Here is a 20,113-nt window from a genome sequence, read left to right as displayed (position 1 = left end):
CGGCTGTTGTAAGCGCAAGGTGCCGGAGCGGCCCGGGTGAACGCCGGTCACTGCATTCATGGGTGACGGGAGGAAAGTCCGAGCTCCAGAGGGCAGGGTGCTGGCTAACGGCCAGTCGAGGTGACTCGCAGGAAAGTGCCACAGAAAACAAACCGCCCGTTCCGCAAGGGGCGGGTAAGGGTGAAACGGTGCGGTAAGAGCGCACCGCGTCCGGGGTGACTCGGATGGCACGGCAAACCCCACCTGGAGCAAGAGCCAATAGGAGCGCGTCCTCGCCGTCCGGAGGACAGGGATGGCCCGTCCCATGCGTTCGGGTTGCTCGCTGATGAGGCCCCTGGGCAACCAGGGCCCTAGATGAATGTTCACTGCCCATCCCGAAAGGGGTGGGAACAGAACTCGGCTTACACGGCCGCTCCGGCGTTTTCCCTCACATGAGAAGGCCCCCCACGGGGCCCGCTGCGGTTCTCCACGATGGATGGGTGGAGAGTCGCGGCCGTAGCGTCGCCGGTATGCAAATGCAAACCAATTGGCGCTGGCGAAGTGGAGTCCTGGCAGCGGTCCTCGTCCTGGCAGCCTGCAACGTGGGAGGCGCTGAAGAGGAGGCGCCCGCGGTGGGGCAAAGCGAGGCGGAGCTCACCTGTACGGTGAGCCAGTTGTGCGACAGTGGCGCGACCATCTCCTGCAGCTCCGCCAGCGGCGTCTGTTCCTCGGGCGCCGACGGAAATGGCTGGGTGGAGTGCAACGGAAGCCGCAGCTACTGCGGGACGCCGTGTACCTGCGAGAGCCAGCGACGGACCGCCTCCGGCGCAGCGTCCTCCTTCAACTGCCCCGCCGCCTGGGGACGCGCGACCGACGCCGCACTCGCGGCCGCAAGCGCCAATTGCCCCAAGGGCACGTGCAACGTCCAGACAGCACAGACCGATTGCTTCCGAAACAACGACAACTCGATGACGGCCGTCGTCACGGCGACCTTCTCCTGCATGGGTCCGCCGACCTGCCAGTAGTCGGCGCCCTCCCCCGGGTGCCCGTTCCGGCGCGGCTCACTGCGCCACGGGCACCTGCCCCAGCAGCAGTCGGCCCTTGCCGTCGTTGCGCACGGCATTCGCGTTGACGATGCGCAGCCGGGAGTCCGTGCGCGGCTCCCACAGGCCCAGCCAGATGTTCATCGTGCGCGCGGGCGTCCCCGGCGGCACGTAGATGGCGAACTCGTCCTTCACCGTCTCGCCCGGCTTCCACTGCGAGGTGGGCAGCATGCCGCCCGCGGGCTTGTGGTCCACGTTGATGCGCTCGGCGCGGCCGTCCGCGTCCTCCACGTGGACGAAGATGAGGTAGTCGTCCTCCATGGGCTGGAGCACCTTGAAGTAGAGCGCCACCTTGGCCTGCTCCCCGGGCGTCAGTCGGCCGGGCTGCACGGTGGCGCCCACCAGCTCCACCTTGCCCCCCAGGTTGGCCCCGTTCTTCACGGACAGGGGTGGGACCTGGGTGACGGTGGCCGCGCGGCGCTCCTGCTCACTGGCGCCGCCGGGCGCCTCGACGATGCAGGCGCTGCCAAGCAGGAGGAGCGACGAAAGCAGGACAGAGGGGGGCGGAAGACGCATCACGACGGGGTTCTACCCGGCCACGGGCGCTGCATCCACCGGCGCGTTGGTGTATGCGAGGCCGCGCACATGAAGACGCCCAACGCCCTCGACGCCCTGACCGCGCAGGTGCCGCCCGCCCCCCCTCCCTCCCCCACGCCGGGCGGGAATACCACGCAGCCGGGCACCGGCACCCCGCCCCCGGAAGGCTCCCCCGCGGGCGATGTCGTCGGCATTGGCGCCGCCGCCCTCTTCGTCCTGCTGATGGTCCTGGCCGCCCGGAAGCTGTTCTTCCGCAAGCGCCCCGAGGAGAAGCAGCCCACCGTCCCCACCCCGGCGGAGAAGCCCGCCCTGCCCGCCGAGCATCCTCGAATTCGGGTGGAGCTGCCCCCCTCCGAGGCCGAGGCCGCCCGGCTGCGCGAGGCCGACGAGGCCCACGGCCGCGCCGAGGCCCTGGCCCGTCAACGCGCCGAGGCCGCCGAGGCCGCCCGCACCACGAAGGACGCCGCCGAGCGCTCCCGGCTTGAGGCGGAGGCCCGCGCCCTCAAGGAGCGTGAGGAGGAAGAGAAGCGCGCCGAGTACCGCGCCAAGAAGGCCGCCGACGACGAGGCCCGGGAGCGCCGCAAGCGCGAGCAGGCCGAGGGCCAGCGCCTGGCCGAAGAGGAGCGCGCCCGCGAGGCCGCCGCCGTCGAGGAGGCCCGCCGCGCCGAGCAGGCCGCCGCCCGCGCCAAGGTGGAGGCCGAGGCCGGCCGCACCCTGGCCCAGGGCCTGGACAAGACGAAGAACCAGGGCTTCATGGCCCGGCTCAACGGCCTGTTCGGCCAGCAGCGCCAGGTGGACGAGTCCGTCCTCGCGGAGCTGGAGGAAATCCTCTTCACGGCCGACATCGGCGTGCGCACCGCCAACCACCTGGTGGAGGTGGCGCGCGAGAAGCTCAAGCGCAACGAGCTGAAGGACCCCGAGCGCATCAAGGGCCTCATCCGCGACGAGGTCGCCCGCATCTGCGACATCCCCGTGCCGCGCTCGCTGGAGGGCGGAGGCCCCCCGCACGTCGTCATGGTGGTGGGCGTCAACGGCGCCGGGAAGACGACCACCATCGGCAAGCTGGCCGCGAAGCTCACGGGTGAAGGCAAGAAGGTGGTGCTCGCCGCGGGTGACACCTTCCGCGCCGCCGCCACCGAGCAGCTCGACGTCTGGGCCGTGCGCGCCAACGCCCAGTTGGTGAAGGGCGTCGAGGGCGGAGACCCCAGCGCCGTCATCTTCGAGGCCGCCAAGAAGGCCAAGGAGGAAGGCGCGGACGTCCTCATCGCCGACACCGCCGGCCGGCTCCACACCAAGGCCCCGCTCATGGAGGAGCTGAAGAAGGTCAAGCGCGTCATGGACAAGGCCCTGCCCGGCGCCCCCCACGAGGTGCTGCTGGTGCTGGACTCCACCAACGGCCAGAACGCGATTCAGCAGGCCAAGCAGTTCCACGAGGCCGTGGGCGTCAACGCCATCGCCCTGACGAAGCTGGACGGCACGGCCAAGGGCGGCGTCGTCATTGGCATCTGCGACGAGCTGAAGCTCCCCGTCGTCTGGGTGGGCGTGGGCGAGAAGGTGGCCGACCTGCGCCGCTTCGAGCCGCGCGAGTTCGTCAAGGCGCTCTTCGACTGACGCGGGGGCTCACTGCCCCAGCAGGCCGGGGATGAGCTGCTCCAGCAGTTGCTTCGACTGGGCGTCCATCCCCTGGAAGGCCTCCAGCCCTGGCAACCCCTGGAGCGAATCCACGTCCACGCCCTGGAGGGCCTCCAACCCCGGGAGGCCCTCGAAGCCGCCCAGCAGCGACTCCAGCTTCGGCTTGCCCAGGTCCTCGTCGCCCTTGGCCTCGCGCCACCACCGGTTGCGCAGGCGCTCCAGGGCGCTCGTGTTGGCGGGGCTCGCCTTCGCCAGCTCCTTCGTGAAGCACTCCTTGCACGCCCACTTGAAGCGGTGCGTGTCCACGTAGGCGCGCAGCGCCTTGAAGAAGGCCGCGTCACCCACCAGCTTCCGTGACGCGTGGTGCAGCAGCGGCGCCTTGCCGTAGACGAGCGCGCCGTACTCAACCTCGTCCGCGAAGTGGCCCGTGGGCCGGTCCGCCCGGCCGTCCTTCCCACCCGTCATCCGGTACAGGTGGTACTGGCCCACCAGCGTCTCCTGGCGCGCGGCGTCCGCCACCTTCTTGCCGTGCTTCCACTCCAGGTAGAGCAGCGCGGCGTACTGGGCCAGCGACTCGTCCACCACCGGCGCCAGGATGGGGTCCGAGCCCACCAGCCCCGCGAAGTACTGGTGCGCCACCTCGTGCGCCACCGTGAACTCCAGCGTGCGCTCCATGGCCCCGTTCATCTGCGCCAGCGCCCCGCCGCCGAGCCCGCCGCCACCACCGCTCTGCCCGAGCATGCCCAGCAGCGCCTCCAGGTCCTCCGCGCCCGGCATGCCGCGAAGCATCTCCGACGCGCCCTCCGCGCCCCGGTACAGCGACGTGGCGATGGTGACGAGCCCCGGGAACTCCATGCCGCCCGCGCCACCGGACAGCGGCGCCTGCACCACCCGGAAGTGCGTGTAGGGCAGCGGGCCCAGGCGGCGCTCGAACTCCGTCAGCATCGACGTGGCGTGCTTCAGCACCCGTTCGCCCGCGGCCTGGTCCGCCTCCGCGTAGTGGCTCTCCACCGTGACGCCATTCACGGTGGCGGTGGAGCTCGCGTAGCCCCGCGACACCAGGATGGGGAAGTCGCGCACCGCGGCGGCCGCGAAGGCGAAGCGCACCCGGCCATCGCGCTCCGGCACCTCGCCAATGGGCACCCCCGTGGCGTGCACCGCCCAGCCCCTGGGCACGGTGATGGTGGCCAGCACATGGGCCGGCTCATAGAGCCCCAGGTCGCCAATGCCCTGCGGGCCGTCCCACGGCCGCCCCGCCTCGTCCATGGGCGGCACCTGCGGCACCACGCCCACCAGGCTGATGAAGTTCTCCGAGGCGGAGAAGGCGCCGTGGTCCCCACCCGAGGGGCGCCCTCCCCCACCGCCCCCCAACGCGCCCAGCACCCCGCCAGACGCGCCCGACGAGGCCGTGGCCGCGCGAGGCACCAGCCCCTCCACCGCCACGTCCAACACCGCCGCGGCGCCGGCGGGCACGGGCTCTGACTCCAGCGACAGGTAGTACAGCGTGGGCTCCGGCCGCTCCAGCCGGACGGGCTGGCTGCCGCGCTTCGCGTCGGACAAGGTCAGCCGGCGCTGCTGTGCGTTGGGCGTCAGCCGCAGGTACAGCCCGGTGATGGGCTGCTTCCGGGCCAACACCTCCACCTGCACCCGGCCCTTCACCGTGCGCGCATCGGGGTCCACCTCCAACTGCACGCGGTAGCGCGGCAGCTCCTCCAGGGGCCCCAGCGCCTTCTCGGCGCGCTCACGCTCGGAGGGCTTCAGGTGCTGGAGACAGAGCTGCACCTCGGGTGAAATCCCGGGCTCGGGCACGGCCGGGGCACTGCCCCACGCCGGGTTCCCGGAGAACGCACACCACAGGAGGCACCCGTAGAGGAAGGTCCGCATGGGGCCATGCTAATTGACCCTGGCCACCCCTGCTCATCTACCCTGGACTTCCCATGTACTCTCGAACGCTCGTCCTGGCCGCTTCCTTGGGGCTGATGGCTTGTGCGCGGCAGGTGCCCGCCTCGGCCACGCCCGCCTCCACCTCGTCCGCGCCTCGCGCCGTTCGGCTCCTGCTGGACACGCCCGCGAAGGAGACCCACACCCTCACGAAGCTGCGCGAGGACGTGGAGGTGGACGCCACCGAGGGCGAGCGCACGCCGCGCGTGGTCGCCACCGGACAGACGCCCGTGATGAGCCTGGGCGGCAACCGGGCCCGCCTCTACGGCGACGCCCAGGGCACGCTGGGCTTCGCCGTGGACAATTTCCTGCTGCTGGAGATTCTGGACGCGAATGGCCAGGTGACCCGGCGCGCCGCCGTGGGCTTCACCGAAGCGGTCCACATGGGCAAGGAGCAGGTGGACAGCGTGGGGCGCCGCGCCTTCAACTTCGAAGCGGGCGAAGTGGACATCACCCACCTGCTGCCTGATTCGGAGCCGTTCCAGGTCCGCGCCACCGCGCTGGACACCTGGGGCGTGGGCCGGGTGAGTGACGTGTACCTCGTGCTCGCGCCCACCGACCGCGCCTCCGAGGACGACCTGCGCGGCCAGTGAGGCAGGCTGTTTCCGGCGCCGCGAGCGAGGCGCCGGAGACGAGGCCCTCGGCGCTCCGTTCCTCGAGCGGGAGCGGAGGGCCCGGGGCCTGGAATCAGAAGCGGATGGCGCCAGCGGGTGCGGGCGCCTGAAGCCCCGCGCCGCCGCGCACCGAGCGCGCGCCGCCGATGACGCCGTCGCAGGGGCCACCGCACACGTCCGTGGAGCTCAGCGGGCTGGCAGCGCTTCCCTGCGTCGCCATCACCGCGCCCACCGTGCCGGCGGCCACCACCGCGCCGATGCCAGCCCAGACGTACCAGCGGCCGTACCAGGGCTTCGAGCTCGACACCTCGGGCGCCTCGGTGTCGTCCGCGAACGACAGGCCCGGCGCGGGCTCGTCGTAGTTGCGGGCCTTGGAGGACGGCTCCAGCACCGGGCTCTTCGGCGCGTCCGCGCTGGCGATGGAGTTGTCCATGGCGGGGCGCAGATTGCCCTTCACCTCGTAGCTGCGGCCCGCGAACACGGTGATGTTGTGCACGTCGGGCCTGAAGCCCGGCGCGCGGAACTCGACTTCGCGCGAACCCGGGCGCAGCAACACGTTCGTCTGCGGCACCTCGCCCACCTGCTGCCCGTCCACCAGCACCACCGCGTCCGCCACGTCCGCCGTCAGCGTGGCGAAGCCCATGGTGGCATCCAGCGACACCAGCACCTCCGCCTGCGAGCCCGGCTTCACGTCGATGCGGCGGGTGAAGTCCGCGTAGCCCGCGCGGCGCACGAGCAGTTGGTGCTCACCCGGCTTCACCTCGACCGGAACCACGGCCGAGGAGAGCACGCCGAACTCCTTCCCATCCACGAAGAGCTTCGCGCCGCGCACGTTGCCGGTGAGGCGCACGAGCACCTCCGTCTTCACCGGCGTGAGGGGCGCCAGCAGGTCGTCATCCGGGGGCGCCGCGGGCTTCTTGCCCTTCGCCGCGCGAGCCGGCTTCTTGGGCGCGGGTTTCTTCTTCACCACCTTCGCCTTGCCGGGCTTCGGCTTCGACTTCGAGGACTCCGACGGCGAGGTGAGCGGCGCCAGGAAGTCATCATCCTGCGCGAGCGCGGAGGACGGGGCCGCCAGGACAGTCACCAGGGCGAAGACGAGGATGCGGTGGAAGCTCATGACGGTCCGAAGGTTAGAGAGTCATCCCAAGGGAATCAAACAGAGTCCCGAGGCCTTGCGGATTGGGAGAATATCCGCGCCCCATGCACCGCGTCCTGCCCCCACTGGCCCTCGGTCTCAGCGTCCTCTCCCTCACCGCGTGCCCCGCGAAGGCACCGCCCCGGACGGAGCCCGCACCGCCCCCGGCGCCCGTCGTGAAGGTTCCCCCTGGCTGTGAGCGCAATCAAGCCGGCGAGTACCACCACGCCGAGAATCCGGCCTTCCGGTACTACGGAGAGGATGACGGCGGAACACTCGCATTCGCCGTGGTGCGCGCCCACGACTCCGAGGAGGTGGACGCGCCCGACGCGGGCTCACCGTCCATCGTCCTGCAGCGCACGCCCGCGGGCTTCGTGGGTGAGACGCGCGCCGTCGGCTTCTCCGGCGCGGGCACGCCCTGCCCGGTCGTCTTCCCGACAGAAGTGGTGCACTGCACCGACGCGGGCCTGACGCTGCGCTCGGCGACCAGCACCTCGATCGACGAGGACTGCCGCACGGCCCCCAAGGGAGCGACCAGCGTCCGGCTGGAGCAGGTGCTGCTGCGCGGCGCGCCAGATGCTGGCGTCACGCCCGACGCGGGGATGTAACAATGAAGAAGGGGTGAGGCGGCGTGATGCCGACCCCACCCCTCGCCTTCCCAGGGGAAGGAAGCCGCTCAGGCCGCGCGGCGGGGCTGCTCCTCGGACGGCTCCACCGCGGGACTGGACTCCACCAGCTTCATGCGGCCAGAGAGGCCCTGAAGCAGGCTGGAGCTGCCGACGTACAGGAAGCCCGCCAGGAACAGCACGATGAAGGGCACCGACGTGTAGATGCGCGCGTCGATGGCGAACCACAGCGCGCCGGTGAAGTACGCGGCGAACAGCAGCTCCACGTACGGCAGCAGCGACTTGCTGCCCCGGTACGCCTTCTTGACGGTGACGGCCTTCTTGCCCTCGGCGCCCGTCTTCGGCGTGCGAGCGAAGCCCGACTGCTGGTTCAGCAGCGCCTCGGCCACCGCCTTGGCGTTGCTGATGGCCATGCCGATGCCCAGGCTCATGAGGAACGGCAGGTACTTCACCCGCTCCCAGCCCTTCGCGCCGCGCTCACGCTGCGCCGCCACGTAGAAGAAGCAGACGCTGGCGGTGGCCGTGAGGAAGAAGGGCAGGTCCAGGAACAGCGTGCCGTAGAGGCCGTGCTGGAAGCGCACCACCATGCTGATGGGCATCAGCACCGACAGCAGCACCATCAACAGGTACGCCATGTTGTTGGTGAGGTGGAAGAACGCCTCGCGCTTCACCACCAGCGGCAGATCGCTCTTGAGGATGGTGGGCAGCAGCTTCTTCGCCGTCTGGATGGAGCCCTTGGCCCAGCGGTGCTGCTGGCTCTTGAAGGCGTTCATGTCCACCGGCACCTCGGCCGGGAGATGACCTCGGGCAGGAACACGAACTGCCAGCCCTTCAACTGGGCGCGGTAGCTCAGGTCCAGGTCCTCGGTGAGCGTGTCGTGCTGCCAGCCGCCCGCGTCGGAAATCGTGTCACGGCGCCAGATGCCGGCGGTGCCGTTGAAGTTGAAGAAGCAGCCCGCGCGGTTGCGCGCGGTGTGCTCGATGATGAAGTGCCCGTCCAGGAAGATGCTCTGGGCCTGCGTCAGCAGCGAGAACTCGCGGTTCAGGTGGCCCCAGCGCACCTGCACCATGCCCACCTTGTCGTCCGAAAAGAACGGCACGGTGCGCATCAGGAAGTCAGGACTGGGCACGAAGTCCGCGTCGAACACGGCCACATACTGGCCCTTCGCCAGCTTCAGGCCGTTCTCCAGCGCGCCCGCCTTGAAGCCCTGGCGGTTGACGCGGTGGATGTAGACGATGTCGTGACCCTTCTGGCGCATGCGCTCCACGCACGCGCGGGCAATGCCACACGTCTCATCCGTCGAGTCGTCGAGGACCTGGATCTCCAGCAGGTCACGGGGGTAGTCGATGCGGCACACCGACTCCACCAGGCGCTCCACGACGTACATCTCGTTGAAGATGGGGAGCTGGATGGTGACCTTGGGCAGCGTCTCGAGCGCGCCCTTCGGCGTCGGCAGCTTGAACTTGTGCCGGTAATACAGGAACGCCATCCGGTACCTGTGCGAGCCGTAGACTCCCAGCACGCACAAGAGGCTGAAATAGACGCCCAGGAAGATGATCTCGACGGTGGTCATCGGTGACGCTCAACCCCTGCCACAGCCCAGAGGGCCTGCGGTCCTTCCGTGCGGGGCGGCCCAGTTGATTCCACCTGGCGCGAACCGCCACCGGATGGGTCGTCTAAGCCCCCACATCGTATGTACCCGAAAAGACAAGGTTTTGACCTTCGGGGAGTGATCGGCGCCGGACAATAGGAATGCGTTCGAGGCCGTGTCAAACTATTCCCCGGATTTGAACGTTCCGTTCACCGGGCCCTGACACCCCGCGTCACTCCCATCACACCCAGCTTGCGGCCCCGGCGCCGGGGTTGAGGTGACGCCAGGGGTTGACCGACCTGAGAGGTCAGCTCACGGCACGGCGGGGCACGGGAAGGCCTGGAACGGCGTCCACGGCCGGGGCATCCAGGACCCCCGCCTCATCACGGGTGGCGAGCGCCAGGATGCGCTCCGTCAGCGTGGCGAAGTCCAGGCCGGCCTGGGCGGCGATTTTGGGCAACAGGCTGGTGGGGGTGAAGCCCGGCAGCGTGTTCACCTCCAGGACGGCGTCGTTGTCGGTGTCGGAGCACAGCAGGTCCACGCGGGCCTGTCCTCGGCAGCCCAGCGCGCGGTACGCCGCCAGCGCCAACGCCTCCACGTTCGCCAGCCGCGTCGGGGACAGCCGGGGTGGGCAGAAGTACGCGGCACCGCCCTTGTACTTGGCGTCGAAGTCGAAGCCCTCGCGCGGGGTGGCCACCTCGCAGCTCCCGAGCACCTCGCCGCCCAGGATGCCCACCGTCACCTCTCGACCCGCCATGAAGCGCTCCACCAGGGCCTCGCCGCCGAAGCGGCACGCCTGCGCCACCGCGGGCACCAGCTCCTCCGGCGCGTGGACCACCGCCAGCCCCACCGACGAGCCACCGCACGCGGGCTTCACGACGCAGGGGAACCCCAGGTCCCCGTGAAGCAACAGGGCCCTGCCCGCGTCGTCGCGCGCCACCGTGTAGCCATGGGGGGTGCCGAGGTTGTGCAGACGGAAGAGCCGCTTGGCGAAGGGCTTGTTCATGGCCAGCGCCGACGCCAGCACGCCTGAGCCCGTGTACGGCAACTCCAGCAGCTCCAACAGGCCCTGCACCCGGCCATCCTCCCCCATGCGTCCGTGGAGCGCGATGAAGGCCACGTCCAGTTCGGCCGCGCGCAGCGCCCTGTCCAAGCCGGGCCCCGCGAAGATGCGGCTGACGTGATGGCCTCGGGATTCGAGCGCCGCGACCACGGCCTCTCCCGTCTTGAGCGAAATCTCCCGCTCCTCGCCCCACCCGCCCATCAACACTCCCACGCGCTTGCCCATGTCCATGATGCCTCCTGGACCGAGGCCAAAGCACGGAGGATGCCAGCCGCAGCGCGGGGCCCATGCGGCCGTGGGCCCACTGGGAACGGAGCGGATGCCCGCGAAACGCGGCGGGCGGGCGTGTCCCCGAGGCCACGGCGCGGCACGTCGGCCACGGACACGATGCCCCGGGACACGCTGGCGCATTCCAGGTGGCGTCAGCGGGAAGCACCGACACGCCGGGAGGGTGGCGACACAGCCGCCCTCGGCGAGACGCTGCGACACAGCCGCCATCAGAGGGAAGCAACGATACGCCGGAGGCCGGCGACACAACCGCCCTCGGCGAGACGCTGCGACACCGCCACCGTCAGAGGGACGCGCCGACACGCCAAGAGGCCGGCGACACCGCCGCCCTCAGCGAGCAGCGGCGACACAGCCGCCGTCAGTGGGACGCGCCGACACGCCAAGAGGCCGGCGACACCGCCGCCATCAACGAGCAGCGGCGACACAACCACCGCTGGAGGAAAGCGGCCCGGCATTCCGAACCGCTCTCTCGTCCGCGGAGACAGCCACCTCAACGAGGACGTCAGCTCGTCGGGTTGTTCGGCACGGGCTCCGTCGGTCCCGGCTCGCCGCCGGCATCCGGCTCGCCCGCGTCCGGAGCACCCGCGTCGCCCGAGCCGCCGTCGGGGAGGATGCCCCCGTCAGCGCCCCCGTCCGTCGCGCCCCCGTCCGAGGGCACGCAGGCGTTGTCGACACAGGTGTAGTTATCCAGGCACTGGAAGAGCTCGTCACACGGCTGCCCCTCCTCGTCGAAGTCGACAAGGAGGCTGCACGCGGACAGCCCGGTGCCCAGGGCCACGAAGACAAGGAGGTTTCTCAAGGGACGGCGCATGGCTAGTAGTTCCGGAGATCGTCTTCGTCGAGTGAAGGCCGCTTCTTCTCTTCCTGACGCCGCCGCTCCTCTTCCCGCCGCCGCTCTTCCTGCTCACGCTTGGCGGCGGCCTCCTCCTGCTTGCGCCGCTCCTCCGACTCCTTGCGCTGACGCTCCACCTCTTCACGGCGCTTGCGGAGCTCTTCCTCCCGCTGGCGAGCCTCTTCCTCTTGCGCGCGCTTGGCCGCCTCCTTGTCCTTCTTCGACGAGGCAGGGGCCGGCTGCGGCGCGGCGGGCGCTGGCTGAGGCGCGGCAGGTGCCGGCTGCCGCGCGGCAGGCGCCGTCTGCTCCGGAGGCGGAGGCATGGGCAGCGGTTCCCGCGCCTTCGTCTCGGTGGCCGGAGGCGTGGGCGCCGGAGCAGGCGCGGGGCGGCTGGCACGGGCGGACGACTTGGAGCTTCCCCCACCGCCACCACCCGCGAAAGCGAAGTAGCTGCCCACGCCCGCGGACGCGAGGCCCAGGAGGACGCCCACGTCGGCCACCACGGCGTACGTCTTGCCGGTGCTCTTCAGATCCTGGGCACGGCGGCTGTTCTGGGCCGTGCGCTTGAACTCATCCGACTTCGAGGAGGCCTCCATGCCGAAGTAGACACCGCCCGCCAGCAGCGCCACGCCCGTGGCCATCAGCACATAACCCGCCGTGCGGCGCGAGGAGCTGACCCCTCCGGAGAAGTGCGTCACCGGCTTGCCGGCCTGACGCGGCGTGTCCGTGCTCACGAGCTGCGTCAGCAGCGCCTGCGACCCATCGGCCAGCGCGTCTCCGCGCGGCACGGTCCCAATGGCATATGCCTGATTGTGGCCGTCCAGCACGTCCAGGCGGAGCCCCGTCACCTCCAGCGGCCCGGCGCCCGCGCCACCGCGCACGAGCAGCGCCAGCACCTGCGGCACGTCCGCGAGCGACCCCAGCTCACGCAGGGCCTTGTCCCGCTCGGAGCCGTCCGGCTTGCGCGCCACCTGGTCCGTCAGCGTCTGCAGCCCCGGCAGCGCGGCCACCGGCGCCAGCGTGAGGGACGCCTCGCCCGCGCGCTCCCGGCGCTGGTTCAGCGCGTAGCCGGGCGCCACCACCGTCACGTAGTGGTCCGCCGCCGTCAGGTCAGCGACCTCCACCGGCGAGATGCCGCGGAACTGGCCATCCACGTACACCTGCGCGGGAACGGGCTCGGTGCTCACGCGCAACGTGCTCTTGTTGCCGGAGAGCACCGCCTTGCGCTCCTTCTCCACGAAGGTCATCTCCTCCGGCGGGAAGAAGTTGGGCGAGAAGCGCGCCTCCGGGTTCAGCGCCAGCGCGGTGCGAATCTCCAACTGCGCGGCGGTGTTCTCGCCGTTCGCCACCTGGGACGCGGCCTTCATCACCCGCGCGCGGCTCAGCTCCGTGAAGCGCTGGGACAGGTCGGCGCCCTCGTAGGCGCGCAGCGCCTTGTCGAAGTGCACGAGCGCCTTCTCGGTGTCGAGTTCGTCATAGGCGCGCTGGCCCGCCTTCGCCGCCTCGGCGGCCTCGGACTCGCGGGCCTGGCGCTCGCGCTGGCCCTCCACGTCCAGGGCGTCCGCCAGGCGCACCAGCTTCAGCCGGCCCGAGTTCGCCACCGCCTGCTCCGCCTCACGCACCAGCCGGACCGCGTCCGCCCGTGCCGCCGCGTCCAGCGCGATGGCCACCACCGTGACGGCTGGCGCATCCGCGGGCGCCTCCGCCGTGGCCGCGCTCAAGGCCCTGGGCACCAACCGCGTGGACACCGGCGTCTGCGCCGCCGCGGGGCCCACGGCCAGCAGTCCCACCAGCCATCCACTCAACGCGGCGTGAGCCGCTCGCACTTTCGATGGTCGCATTACTCGTTCACCTTTGGCTCGTGGTGCATCAAACGGACTGCACGGCGAAAAGCAAGAGAGAAGGAGTCCTCAGCGACCCGCGGCCCGTGCTGGCGCACGCGCGGGGGCGGAGGCCATGCCGTTCAAATAGTCCAAGGCGACCCGCAGAGGATAGTCCTCGAGCTTCGCGGTGACGTCCCAGGCCTTCAGTCCCTCGGGAAGCCCACGTGGCTCTGGCGCGGCGGGCTCGCTCGACGCAGCGGGCTCGGCGCGAAAATGCCGCTGGAGGTCCTTCTCACGCACCACCTCGCGCGGCACCTTGCCACCGGGCTCGTCCGGCACGAGGAAGTCCGGGGTGATGCCGCGCTCCTGGATGCTGCGTCCCTTCGGCGTGTAGTAGCGCGCGATGGTCAGCTTCAGGCCCGAGCCGTCCTCCAGCTCGATGACCGTCTGCACACTGCCCTTGCCGAACGTCGGCGTGCCCAGGATGGCCGCGCGCCCGTGGTCCTGGAGCGCGCCCGCCACGATTTCGGACGCGGAGGCGCTGCCCGCGTTGACCAGCACCACCAGGGGATAGTCCTTCTCCGTGTCGCGGTCCTTGCTGCGCTCCAGCGTGCCGCCCCGACCATCCCGCCCTCGGGTGGAGACGATGGTCAGGTTGCCCGGTAGGAACCGGTCGCTCACCGCCACCGCCTGGTCCAACAGCCCGCCCGGGTTGTTGCGCAAGTCGAGCACCAGCCCGCGCAGCTCCTTGCCGCCGTTGAGCCCCCGCAGCCGCTCCAGTTCCTTGCGGAGGTACAGGTCCGTGCGCTCCTGGAAGTTCTTCACCTTCACGTGGCCGATGCCGCCATGAAGCGCACCCTCCACGGACACGATGCGGATGTGGTCTCGGATGATGGCGATTTCACGGGGCGCGGTGAACCCCTCGCGCATGATGGAGAGCAACACGCGCCCACCGGCCGGACCGCGCATCTTCTGCATCGCGCGCGCGACGTCCATGCCTTCGGTCCGCTCGCCGTCGATGCCCACCAGCTCGTCGCCGGCCTTGATGCCCGCGCGCGCCGCGGGCGTGTCATCGATGGGGGCCACCACGACGATGCGCTCGCCCTTGCGCGCGATTTCGATGCCCAGGCCGCCCCACTCGCCCGAGGTGTCGATCTTCATCTCCCGGAACACGTCCGGAGGCAGGAAGACGGTGTGCGGATCCAACGTCTCCAGCATGCCCTGGATGGCGCCGTACATGAGCCGCTGGCGGTCCGGCGGCTCCACGTAGTTGTTCTCCACGTAGGAGAGCACCCGCGCGAACGTCTCCAACTGGCGGTACGTGGCTTCGTCGCGCTCGGGCCGCTCCGCGGCACTCACCGCGGGGGCACACAGGAGGGTGAAGGCGGCCAGCGCCGCCCGCCACGGCTGAGAGGAACCGGTCACGTCGGTACGTCCTTTCCCGGGGGACCCGGAAGGCTCCGTACCAGTCTACCCGGCCCTCACAGCTCCGCCGAGTCGGCGAAGCGCACCAGGTGCGAGACCAGCTCGTCCGGGCGCTCCAACTGCGGCACATGCCCGAAGCCGTCCACCACGCGCACCTGGGCGTGGGCAGGCAGGTGGGCGCGGTACCAGTTCAGCGTCTCCGACGGGAGGAGCCGCTCGCTGCCGCCCCACAGGAAGAGCACCGGCATGGCCAGGTTGCGAACCTGCTCGGGCTCCAGGCAGGCGCGCGTGGCCAACGCCTCCGCCGTGAGCGCCCGCACGGTGGGCGTGTCGTAGAAGTGGCGCAGCTCGTACGCGAAGAGCAGCGCGGGCAGCGGCGCGCGGTGAAACAGCCGCCGCGTGAAGGCGCGCGCCTCCGCGGGCGACTTCACCGCGAACGAGTTGAGCAGCGCGGTGTTCTCTTCCTCCGGCAACTGCGCGCCCGCGGGCGCCACCAGCGCCAGCGCCTTCACCCACTGCGGGTAGTCCGCCGCCAGGTTCACCGCCATGGCGCCGCCCAGCGAGTTGCCCACGATGAACGCGGGCTCCTTCACCACGTCTTCCACGTAGGCGCGCAGCACGTCGAACTGGTTGCGGACACACACCTCGCCGCCACAGTACTCGACGGAGAAGCCGTGCCCCGGCAGGTCCGGCGCGTACACGCGGGAGAACCGCTTCGACATCCCGAAGAGCGTGCGCCCGAAGCCATTCGCGGACCCGCCCAGGCCGTGCACCAGCACCGCCGGCGGCCCCTTCCCCGACCCCTCCAGCGCGTAGTGGTGCACCTCTTGGCCACCGATGCGCACCGTCGAGGACTCGACCCCTCGCGCCACCAGCATGTGCCGCAGCGCCTTTTGCATTCCGCCCATCAGGTCCATGCGCTCGCCTGCTCCTCGCAGATGTGTCCCTGGAGAATAACAACCCCGCCGCGACATTGCCGCATCGCGTTAGGGCGAGGCGGTCAGCCACAGTGCGGGGTCGACCGCCTGCCCGCCCTTGCGGACCTCGAAGTAGAGGTAGGCGCCCTTGAGGGAGCCGGTGTCGCCCACCTCCCCCACGACGTCACCCGGGAGCACCATGGCGCCCAGCTCCGGGAGGATGGCGGACAGGTGGGCCATGAGCGTGTGGTAGCCATCTCCGTGGTCCAGGATGAGCAGCTTGCCGTAGCCCCGCAGCGAGCCGGCATAGGCCACGGTGCCCTCCGCCACCGCCTGCACGGGCGTGCCCGGCGCGGCGCGGATGTCCAATCCCTTCTGGACGGTGACGGTGTTGAAGCGGGGGTTGATGACCTTGCCGAAGCCCACCTCCACCACGCCCTGCACCGGCCGGGGGAGCTTGCCGCGCAGCGCGCCGAAGCCGCTGGTCGCGGGCAGCTCCTTCAGGTCCTTCACCACTCGCGTCAGCTCCGCGTCGGCCTGCTCCAGCTCGCGCACCGCGCGCCGGGCCAGCTCCGCCTCGCCCGCGAGCGTCCCCACCACCTCCTCCAACCCCTCTTGCTGCAAGCGGGCCAGCCGCTCCTGCTCCTGGAGGAAGGCCATGCGCGCCGCGAGCGACGCCTGGAGCCGCCCCAATTCACGCGTCGCCTGACGCTGCAACCGCGCCACGCGCTGCACGGTGCGCAGCAGCTCCAGGTCGCCGGACATGCTGGCCTCCAGCGCTCGCGCGCGCCACACCAGCGCGGCGAAGTCCTCGGCCGACAGCAGCACCTCCAGCGGGCGGCGGCGCATCAGCCGGTACAGCGTGCGCAGGCGCGGGGACAGCCGCCGCAACTGCTGCGTCAGCGCCTCGGCCAGCACGGCCTGCTCGCGCTCGGCCAGCAGCACCCGCCGGCGGAACACCGCCAGGTCGCCTTCCAACGAGCGCACGCGCCGGCGGGAGAAGGCGGCCATCTCCTGCATCATCTCCACGCCCTCCAGCACGGAGAGCTTCTTCGCCTCCACCAGCGCCAGCGTCGCGCGCTGCGCGGCCAGCCGCTCACGCAGCGCGGCCTGCTCGGACTCCTCGGGCACGCGTGCCGGAGCGGCGGCCAGGGCCGTGGAGGCGCAGAGCCCCAGCGCGAGCAAGAGGAGGCCCCGGCTCATACGCGGAGGAAGCGCCCCACCGCGACGAAGCTGCCCCCGAGCCCGAGGCCACAGCCCGCGCACAGCAACTCCAACGCCATCCGGGGCTCCACCCACGGCGCCGCCACCCCGGGGCCCAGCAGGAAGGCGAAGAGCGCCCCCAGCGTGGGCCCCAGCACGCGGCCGAAGGCCCACAGCCCGAACAACGCCACCGCCGCGCCCAGCACCCCTTGAAGCAGCCCCTCCAGGAGGAAGGGCGCTTTCACGAAGCGGTCCGTGGCGCCCACCAGCTTCTGGATTTCAATCTCGCCGCGCCGCGAATAGATGGCGAGCTGCAGCGTCGCCGCCACGATGACCACCGTGGCGCCCAGCACCACCGCGAAGGCCACCAACGAGCCGAAACGCAGCGCCCTCGCGATGGCCGACAGCCGCTGCACCGCCGCCTCGCCGTAGTCCACACCGGACACCCCGGGCGCCTCCCGCAGGGCCTTGGCGAGCGACTGGAGCGCCTCCGGGTTGCGCCGCTCCGGAGGCACGCGCAGCTCCAAGGACACCGGCAGCGGATTCTCGGGCAGCTCCGCCAGGGCCTCGCCCAGGTCTCCCAGTTCGGCGCGCAGCCGGGACAGCGCGGCGTCCGGCGGCACCAGCGTCACCACGCCGCGGCTGAACGCCTCCACGTGGGAGCGCACGGCGTGGACCTCGTCCGGGTCCAGCTCCGGGGCCAGGTACACCGTCACCTCGACCTCGCCGCCCAGCGAAGCCAGCAGGTTGTCCAACACCCGCGCCGCGCCCCGGGCCATGCCCGCGGAGAACAGCGCGATGGCGATGGTCGTCACCGCGATGAAGTGCACGAAGGGCGACTGCTTCAGCCCCACCGCCGCCGAGCGGCAGAAGTACGTCACCTTCGACAACGTGCTCATACCACCATCCGGCGCGCCGCCTTGACGCCGTCCTCGTCGGACACAATCTGCCCGCGCTCCAGGCGCACCGTGCGCTTCTGGTAACGCGACAGCAGCGTCGCGTCGTGCGTGGCCACCATCACCGTGGTGCCACGGATGTTCACCTGCGTGAGCAGGTCCATGATTTCCACCGTGAGCGCCGGGTCGAGGTTTCCCGTGGGCTCGTCCGCCAGGAGGATGGTCGGGTCATTCACGAGCGCCCGCGCGATGACGACGCGCTGCTGCTCTCCACCTGAAAGCCGCAGGGGGAACGAGTCCGCCTTGTGCTCCAGACCCACCAGCTTGAGCATGCGGCGCACCTTGTCGCGCGCCTCCGCGCGGGGCACGCCCAGCACGTCCAGCGTGAAGGACACGTTGTCCTCCACCGTCCGGTGCGGCAGCAGCTTGAAGTCCTGGAAGACGACGCCGATGTTGCGCCGCAGGTACGGCACCGCGGACTCGCGGATGCGGGCGATGTTGCGACCGCCCACCAGAATCTGCCCCTTGGTGGCCTTCTCCGCGCAGAAGATGAGCTTGAGCAGCGTCGTCTTCCCCGCGCCCGAAGGGCCCGTGAGGAAGATGAACTCACCCTTCTCCACGTTGAGGTTGATGTCCGACAGGACCGGCGGGTCACCGGGGTACGCCTTGTAGACGTGGAAGAACTGAATCATGGCGTCGCGCGGAAGGACGCCAACCTAGCACGCCCGGCGAGCGGTCCCCACGCACACCCCGCGAGAGCCGCCCACGGCCCCGCGCGGAGCACGGCCGGTCCGCGCCAGCGTGCCCACATCCGGCGCGGACGGAAGACACCCGCGGAGGGACTACTGCTCGCCCTCACCCGCCAGGTAGCTGAGGATGACCTCGTCGAGGCTCTTCTCGGAGATGAGGTCCTCGCCGAAGAGCGTCTCCACGCCAATCTCGTTGATCTTCGGCTTCTCCTTGAGGGCGCGTGCCGCGGCGACCTCCGGAGGAACCACGATGGGCGCGGGAACCGCGACGGGCGGGGGAGGAGGCGCGGGCCGCTGCGCCATGGACTGGCCAGGCTGCAGCTTCACCTGCGATGCGTCCGTATCCGCGGCGAGCTGACCAGGCTGGTAGCTGCGCGCGATGGACTCGTAGCTGTCGTACACCCCGTTGATGAGGTTGCGCAGCATCTCCTTGTGCTGCTCCTCCATCAACTCACGCACGACCTCCGCGAGATTCTCCGCGTTGAGGATGTCCGCGTAGGACGTCTTCTTCGACGCGAGGATGTTCCCGCCCACGAAGAGGTGCGTGATGATGTGGGGATTGTTGATGCCAGAGTCCTCGGTCTGGACGTGGTAGACCTTCCCCTTGTGCTTGATGTTGTGATTGAAGCCGGTGACGGCTTTTTCGAAGGTTTTCGTCATCGCCGAGGTCGCGGACCGTACCAGCCGCATCCGCACGACACAAGGTAAGCGTGACCTGCCCGCACCTCTTGTGTGCAATCGGCTCCCAGGCTCACCGACCGTGCAGGCCCGTGCATTCGCATGGCAGTTCCGTTGAAAAGCTGAAAGCGGCTGGGATACGTACAGCCGGTCGGACGTGGTTCGCCACGACCCCACGAACGGTCAGGACGCCCGGATGAAGACCCAAGAGATTGAGAACAAAGTGCGCCAGCAGGATGCCCAGGTGCTGGCCCAGGGGTACTCGCCCGCCATCCGCGCGATGGAGATTGGAGCCATCGTCTCTTTCATCGCGCTGGAAGTGGCGCTGGTCTACCGGCTGTGGGGCAACCCCTATGCGGGCACGTGGCTGCTGCTGAGCGCGGTGCTGCTGGGCTACCTCGCCGCGGACTTCGTCTCGGGCTTCGTGCACTGGCTGGGCGACACGTGGGGCTCCACCGAGATGCCCCTCCTCGGAAAGGCGCTCATCCGCCCCTTCCGCGAGCACCACGTGGACGAGAAGGCCATCACCCGCCACGACTTCGTGGAGACCAACGGCAACAACTGCCTCATCTCCCTGCCCGTGGCCATCCTCGCCCTGTGCCTGCCCATGAGCAGCCCCGGCTGGGTGTTCTGCGCGTCCTTCCTGGGCGCGATGATCTTCTGGGTGATGGCGACCAACCAGTTCCACAAGTGGTCGCACACGGACTCGCCGCCCGCGCTCGTCGGCTTCCTCCAGCGCGTGCACCTCATCCTCCCGCCCGACCACCACCGCATCCACCACACCAAGCCGTACAACAAGTACTACTGCATCACCGTGGGCTGGCTGAACAAGCCGCTGACGATGATGCACTTCTTTCCCGCCGCCGAGCGCGTCATCACCTGGGCCACCGGCCAGCTCCCGCGCCAGGACGACATCGGTGACGAGGCGGCCCGCGCCCTGGTCGCCGCGGACCACGCGAGCGAGGCCCCCGTGGTCCAGGCCGCCAAGGAGCTGCTCAACAAGGCCACCACGCCGGAGAAGCCGGCGTCGTCCCGGCCCTCGGCCTGATCCGCCGCACCGCGACGCCGCCCTTCCCAGGCA

At 70.3% G+C, this 20,113-nt stretch carries 17 protein-coding genes, 1 other RNA gene and 1 pseudogene; 5 read left to right on the top strand and 14 right to left on the bottom strand.

The features are described from left to right. Window positions 1–24 precede the first annotated feature (24 nt). An RNA gene (gene rnpB / locus A176_RS37560) (RNase P RNA component class A) lies at window positions 25–420 on the top strand. Between the two features lie 334 nt (window positions 421–754). Here rnpB and A176_RS39030 read toward each other — a convergent pair. Beyond that, window positions 755–982 carry a hypothetical protein gene (locus tag A176_RS39030; protein ID WP_002637929.1) on the bottom strand — a complete coding sequence of 76 codons (228 nt, stop codon included), beginning with the start codon at window positions 980–982 and terminating at the stop codon, window positions 755–757. A 58-nt stretch (window positions 983–1,040) separates the two neighbouring features. Further along, entirely contained in the window at window positions 1,041–1,601 is a 561-nt protein-coding gene (locus A176_RS05710) for a hypothetical protein (protein WP_002637930.1), read from the bottom strand. Between the two features lie 66 nt (window positions 1,602–1,667). Between A176_RS05710 and ftsY the strand changes: the two genes are divergently transcribed. After that, the gene (gene ftsY, locus A176_RS05705; protein ID WP_021781095.1) at window positions 1,668–3,230 is read left to right on the top strand and encodes a signal recognition particle-docking protein FtsY; all 1,563 of its coding nucleotides are present in this window, start codon (window positions 1,668–1,670) and stop codon (window positions 3,228–3,230) included. Between the two features lie 9 nt (window positions 3,231–3,239). On the opposite strand, the gene A176_RS05700 is transcribed toward ftsY, so the two are convergent. Then, the gene (locus A176_RS05700; protein ID WP_044889621.1) at window positions 3,240–5,135 is read right to left on the bottom strand and encodes a M1 family aminopeptidase; all 1,896 of its coding nucleotides are present in this window, start codon (window positions 5,133–5,135) and stop codon (window positions 3,240–3,242) included. 53 nt (window positions 5,136–5,188) lie between these two features. Between A176_RS05700 and A176_RS05695 the strand changes: the two genes are divergently transcribed. Next, the gene (locus tag A176_RS05695) at window positions 5,189–5,785 is read left to right on the top strand and encodes a hypothetical protein (RefSeq protein ID WP_002638939.1); all 597 of its coding nucleotides are present in this window, start codon (window positions 5,189–5,191) and stop codon (window positions 5,783–5,785) included. Window positions 5,786–5,879: 94 nt separating this feature from the next. Here the strand turns inward: A176_RS05695 and A176_RS05690 are convergent, their stop codons facing one another. Further along, complete coding sequence (locus A176_RS05690) at window positions 5,880–6,923, bottom strand: PEGA domain-containing protein (RefSeq protein WP_002638938.1); 1,044 nt, start codon at window positions 6,921–6,923, stop codon at window positions 5,880–5,882. 83 nt (window positions 6,924–7,006) lie between these two features. Here A176_RS05690 and A176_RS05685 point away from each other — a divergent pair, with 83 nt between their 5' ends. Next, complete coding sequence (locus A176_RS05685) at window positions 7,007–7,549, top strand: hypothetical protein (RefSeq protein ID WP_002638937.1); 543 nt, start codon at window positions 7,007–7,009, stop codon at window positions 7,547–7,549. A gap of 68 nt (window positions 7,550–7,617) precedes the next feature. On the opposite strand, the pseudogene A176_RS41005 reads toward A176_RS05685, so the two are convergent. The 10 genes and pseudogenes from A176_RS41005 to A176_RS05635 form a co-directional block, all read right to left on the bottom strand. Beyond that, window positions 7,618–9,140 (bottom strand): annotated as a pseudogene (locus A176_RS41005) (cellulose synthase family protein). 325 nt (window positions 9,141–9,465) lie between these two features. Next, window positions 9,466–10,446 carry a D-alanine--D-alanine ligase gene (locus A176_RS05675; protein ID WP_044889669.1) on the bottom strand — a complete coding sequence of 327 codons (981 nt, stop codon included), beginning with the start codon at window positions 10,444–10,446 and terminating at the stop codon, window positions 9,466–9,468. Window positions 10,447–11,011: 565 nt separating this feature from the next. Then, window positions 11,012–11,320, bottom strand: a complete 309-nt coding sequence (locus tag A176_RS05670) for a hypothetical protein (protein ID WP_002638934.1) — start codon at window positions 11,318–11,320, stop codon at window positions 11,012–11,014. Between the two features lie 2 nt (window positions 11,321–11,322). Then, window positions 11,323–13,182: a PEGA domain-containing protein gene (locus A176_RS05665; RefSeq protein WP_044889622.1), complete on the bottom strand. Its 1,860-nt coding sequence runs from the start codon at window positions 13,180–13,182 to the stop codon at window positions 11,323–11,325. Between the two features lie 69 nt (window positions 13,183–13,251). Further along, on the bottom strand, window positions 13,252–14,589 hold the full coding sequence (locus A176_RS05660) for a S41 family peptidase (protein WP_002638932.1): 1,338 nt from the start codon (window positions 14,587–14,589) through the stop codon (window positions 13,252–13,254). 56 nt (window positions 14,590–14,645) lie between these two features. Continuing rightward, window positions 14,646–15,506, bottom strand: a complete 861-nt coding sequence (locus A176_RS05655; RefSeq protein WP_002638931.1) for an alpha/beta fold hydrolase — start codon at window positions 15,504–15,506, stop codon at window positions 14,646–14,648. Between the two features lie 69 nt (window positions 15,507–15,575). Next, a complete protein-coding gene (locus A176_RS05650; RefSeq protein WP_002638930.1) occupies window positions 15,576–16,709 on the bottom strand; it encodes a murein hydrolase activator EnvC family protein in 1,134 nt (377 codons plus the stop codon). Further along, on the bottom strand, window positions 16,706–17,608 hold the full coding sequence (locus A176_RS05645; protein ID WP_002638929.1) for a cell division protein FtsX: 903 nt from the start codon (window positions 17,606–17,608) through the stop codon (window positions 16,706–16,708). The genes A176_RS05650 and A176_RS05645 overlap by 4 nt, the downstream gene beginning before the upstream one ends. Next, a complete protein-coding gene (ftsE, locus tag A176_RS05640; protein ID WP_002638928.1) occupies window positions 17,605–18,297 on the bottom strand; it encodes a cell division ATP-binding protein FtsE in 693 nt (230 codons plus the stop codon). Before ftsE ends, A176_RS05645 begins: the two co-directional genes overlap by 4 nt. Before the next feature lie 150 nt (window positions 18,298–18,447). After that, window positions 18,448–19,014, bottom strand: a complete 567-nt coding sequence (locus A176_RS05635; protein ID WP_044889624.1) for a hypothetical protein — start codon at window positions 19,012–19,014, stop codon at window positions 18,448–18,450. A gap of 214 nt (window positions 19,015–19,228) precedes the next feature. On the opposite strand from A176_RS05635, the gene carF reads away from it, so the two are divergent. Further along, entirely contained in the window at window positions 19,229–20,080 is an 852-nt protein-coding gene (gene carF / locus A176_RS05630; RefSeq protein ID WP_002638926.1) for a plasmanylethanolamine desaturase, read from the top strand. Window positions 20,081–20,113: the final 33 nt, after the last annotated feature.

Origin of the sequence: Myxococcus hansupus (assembly GCF_000280925.3) — a bacterium.
GTDB lineage: Bacteria > Myxococcota > Myxococcia > Myxococcales > Myxococcaceae > Myxococcus > Myxococcus hansupus.
Note: the sequence above shows the minus strand (reverse complement) of the source record. Positions and strands in the feature narration are given on the sequence as shown.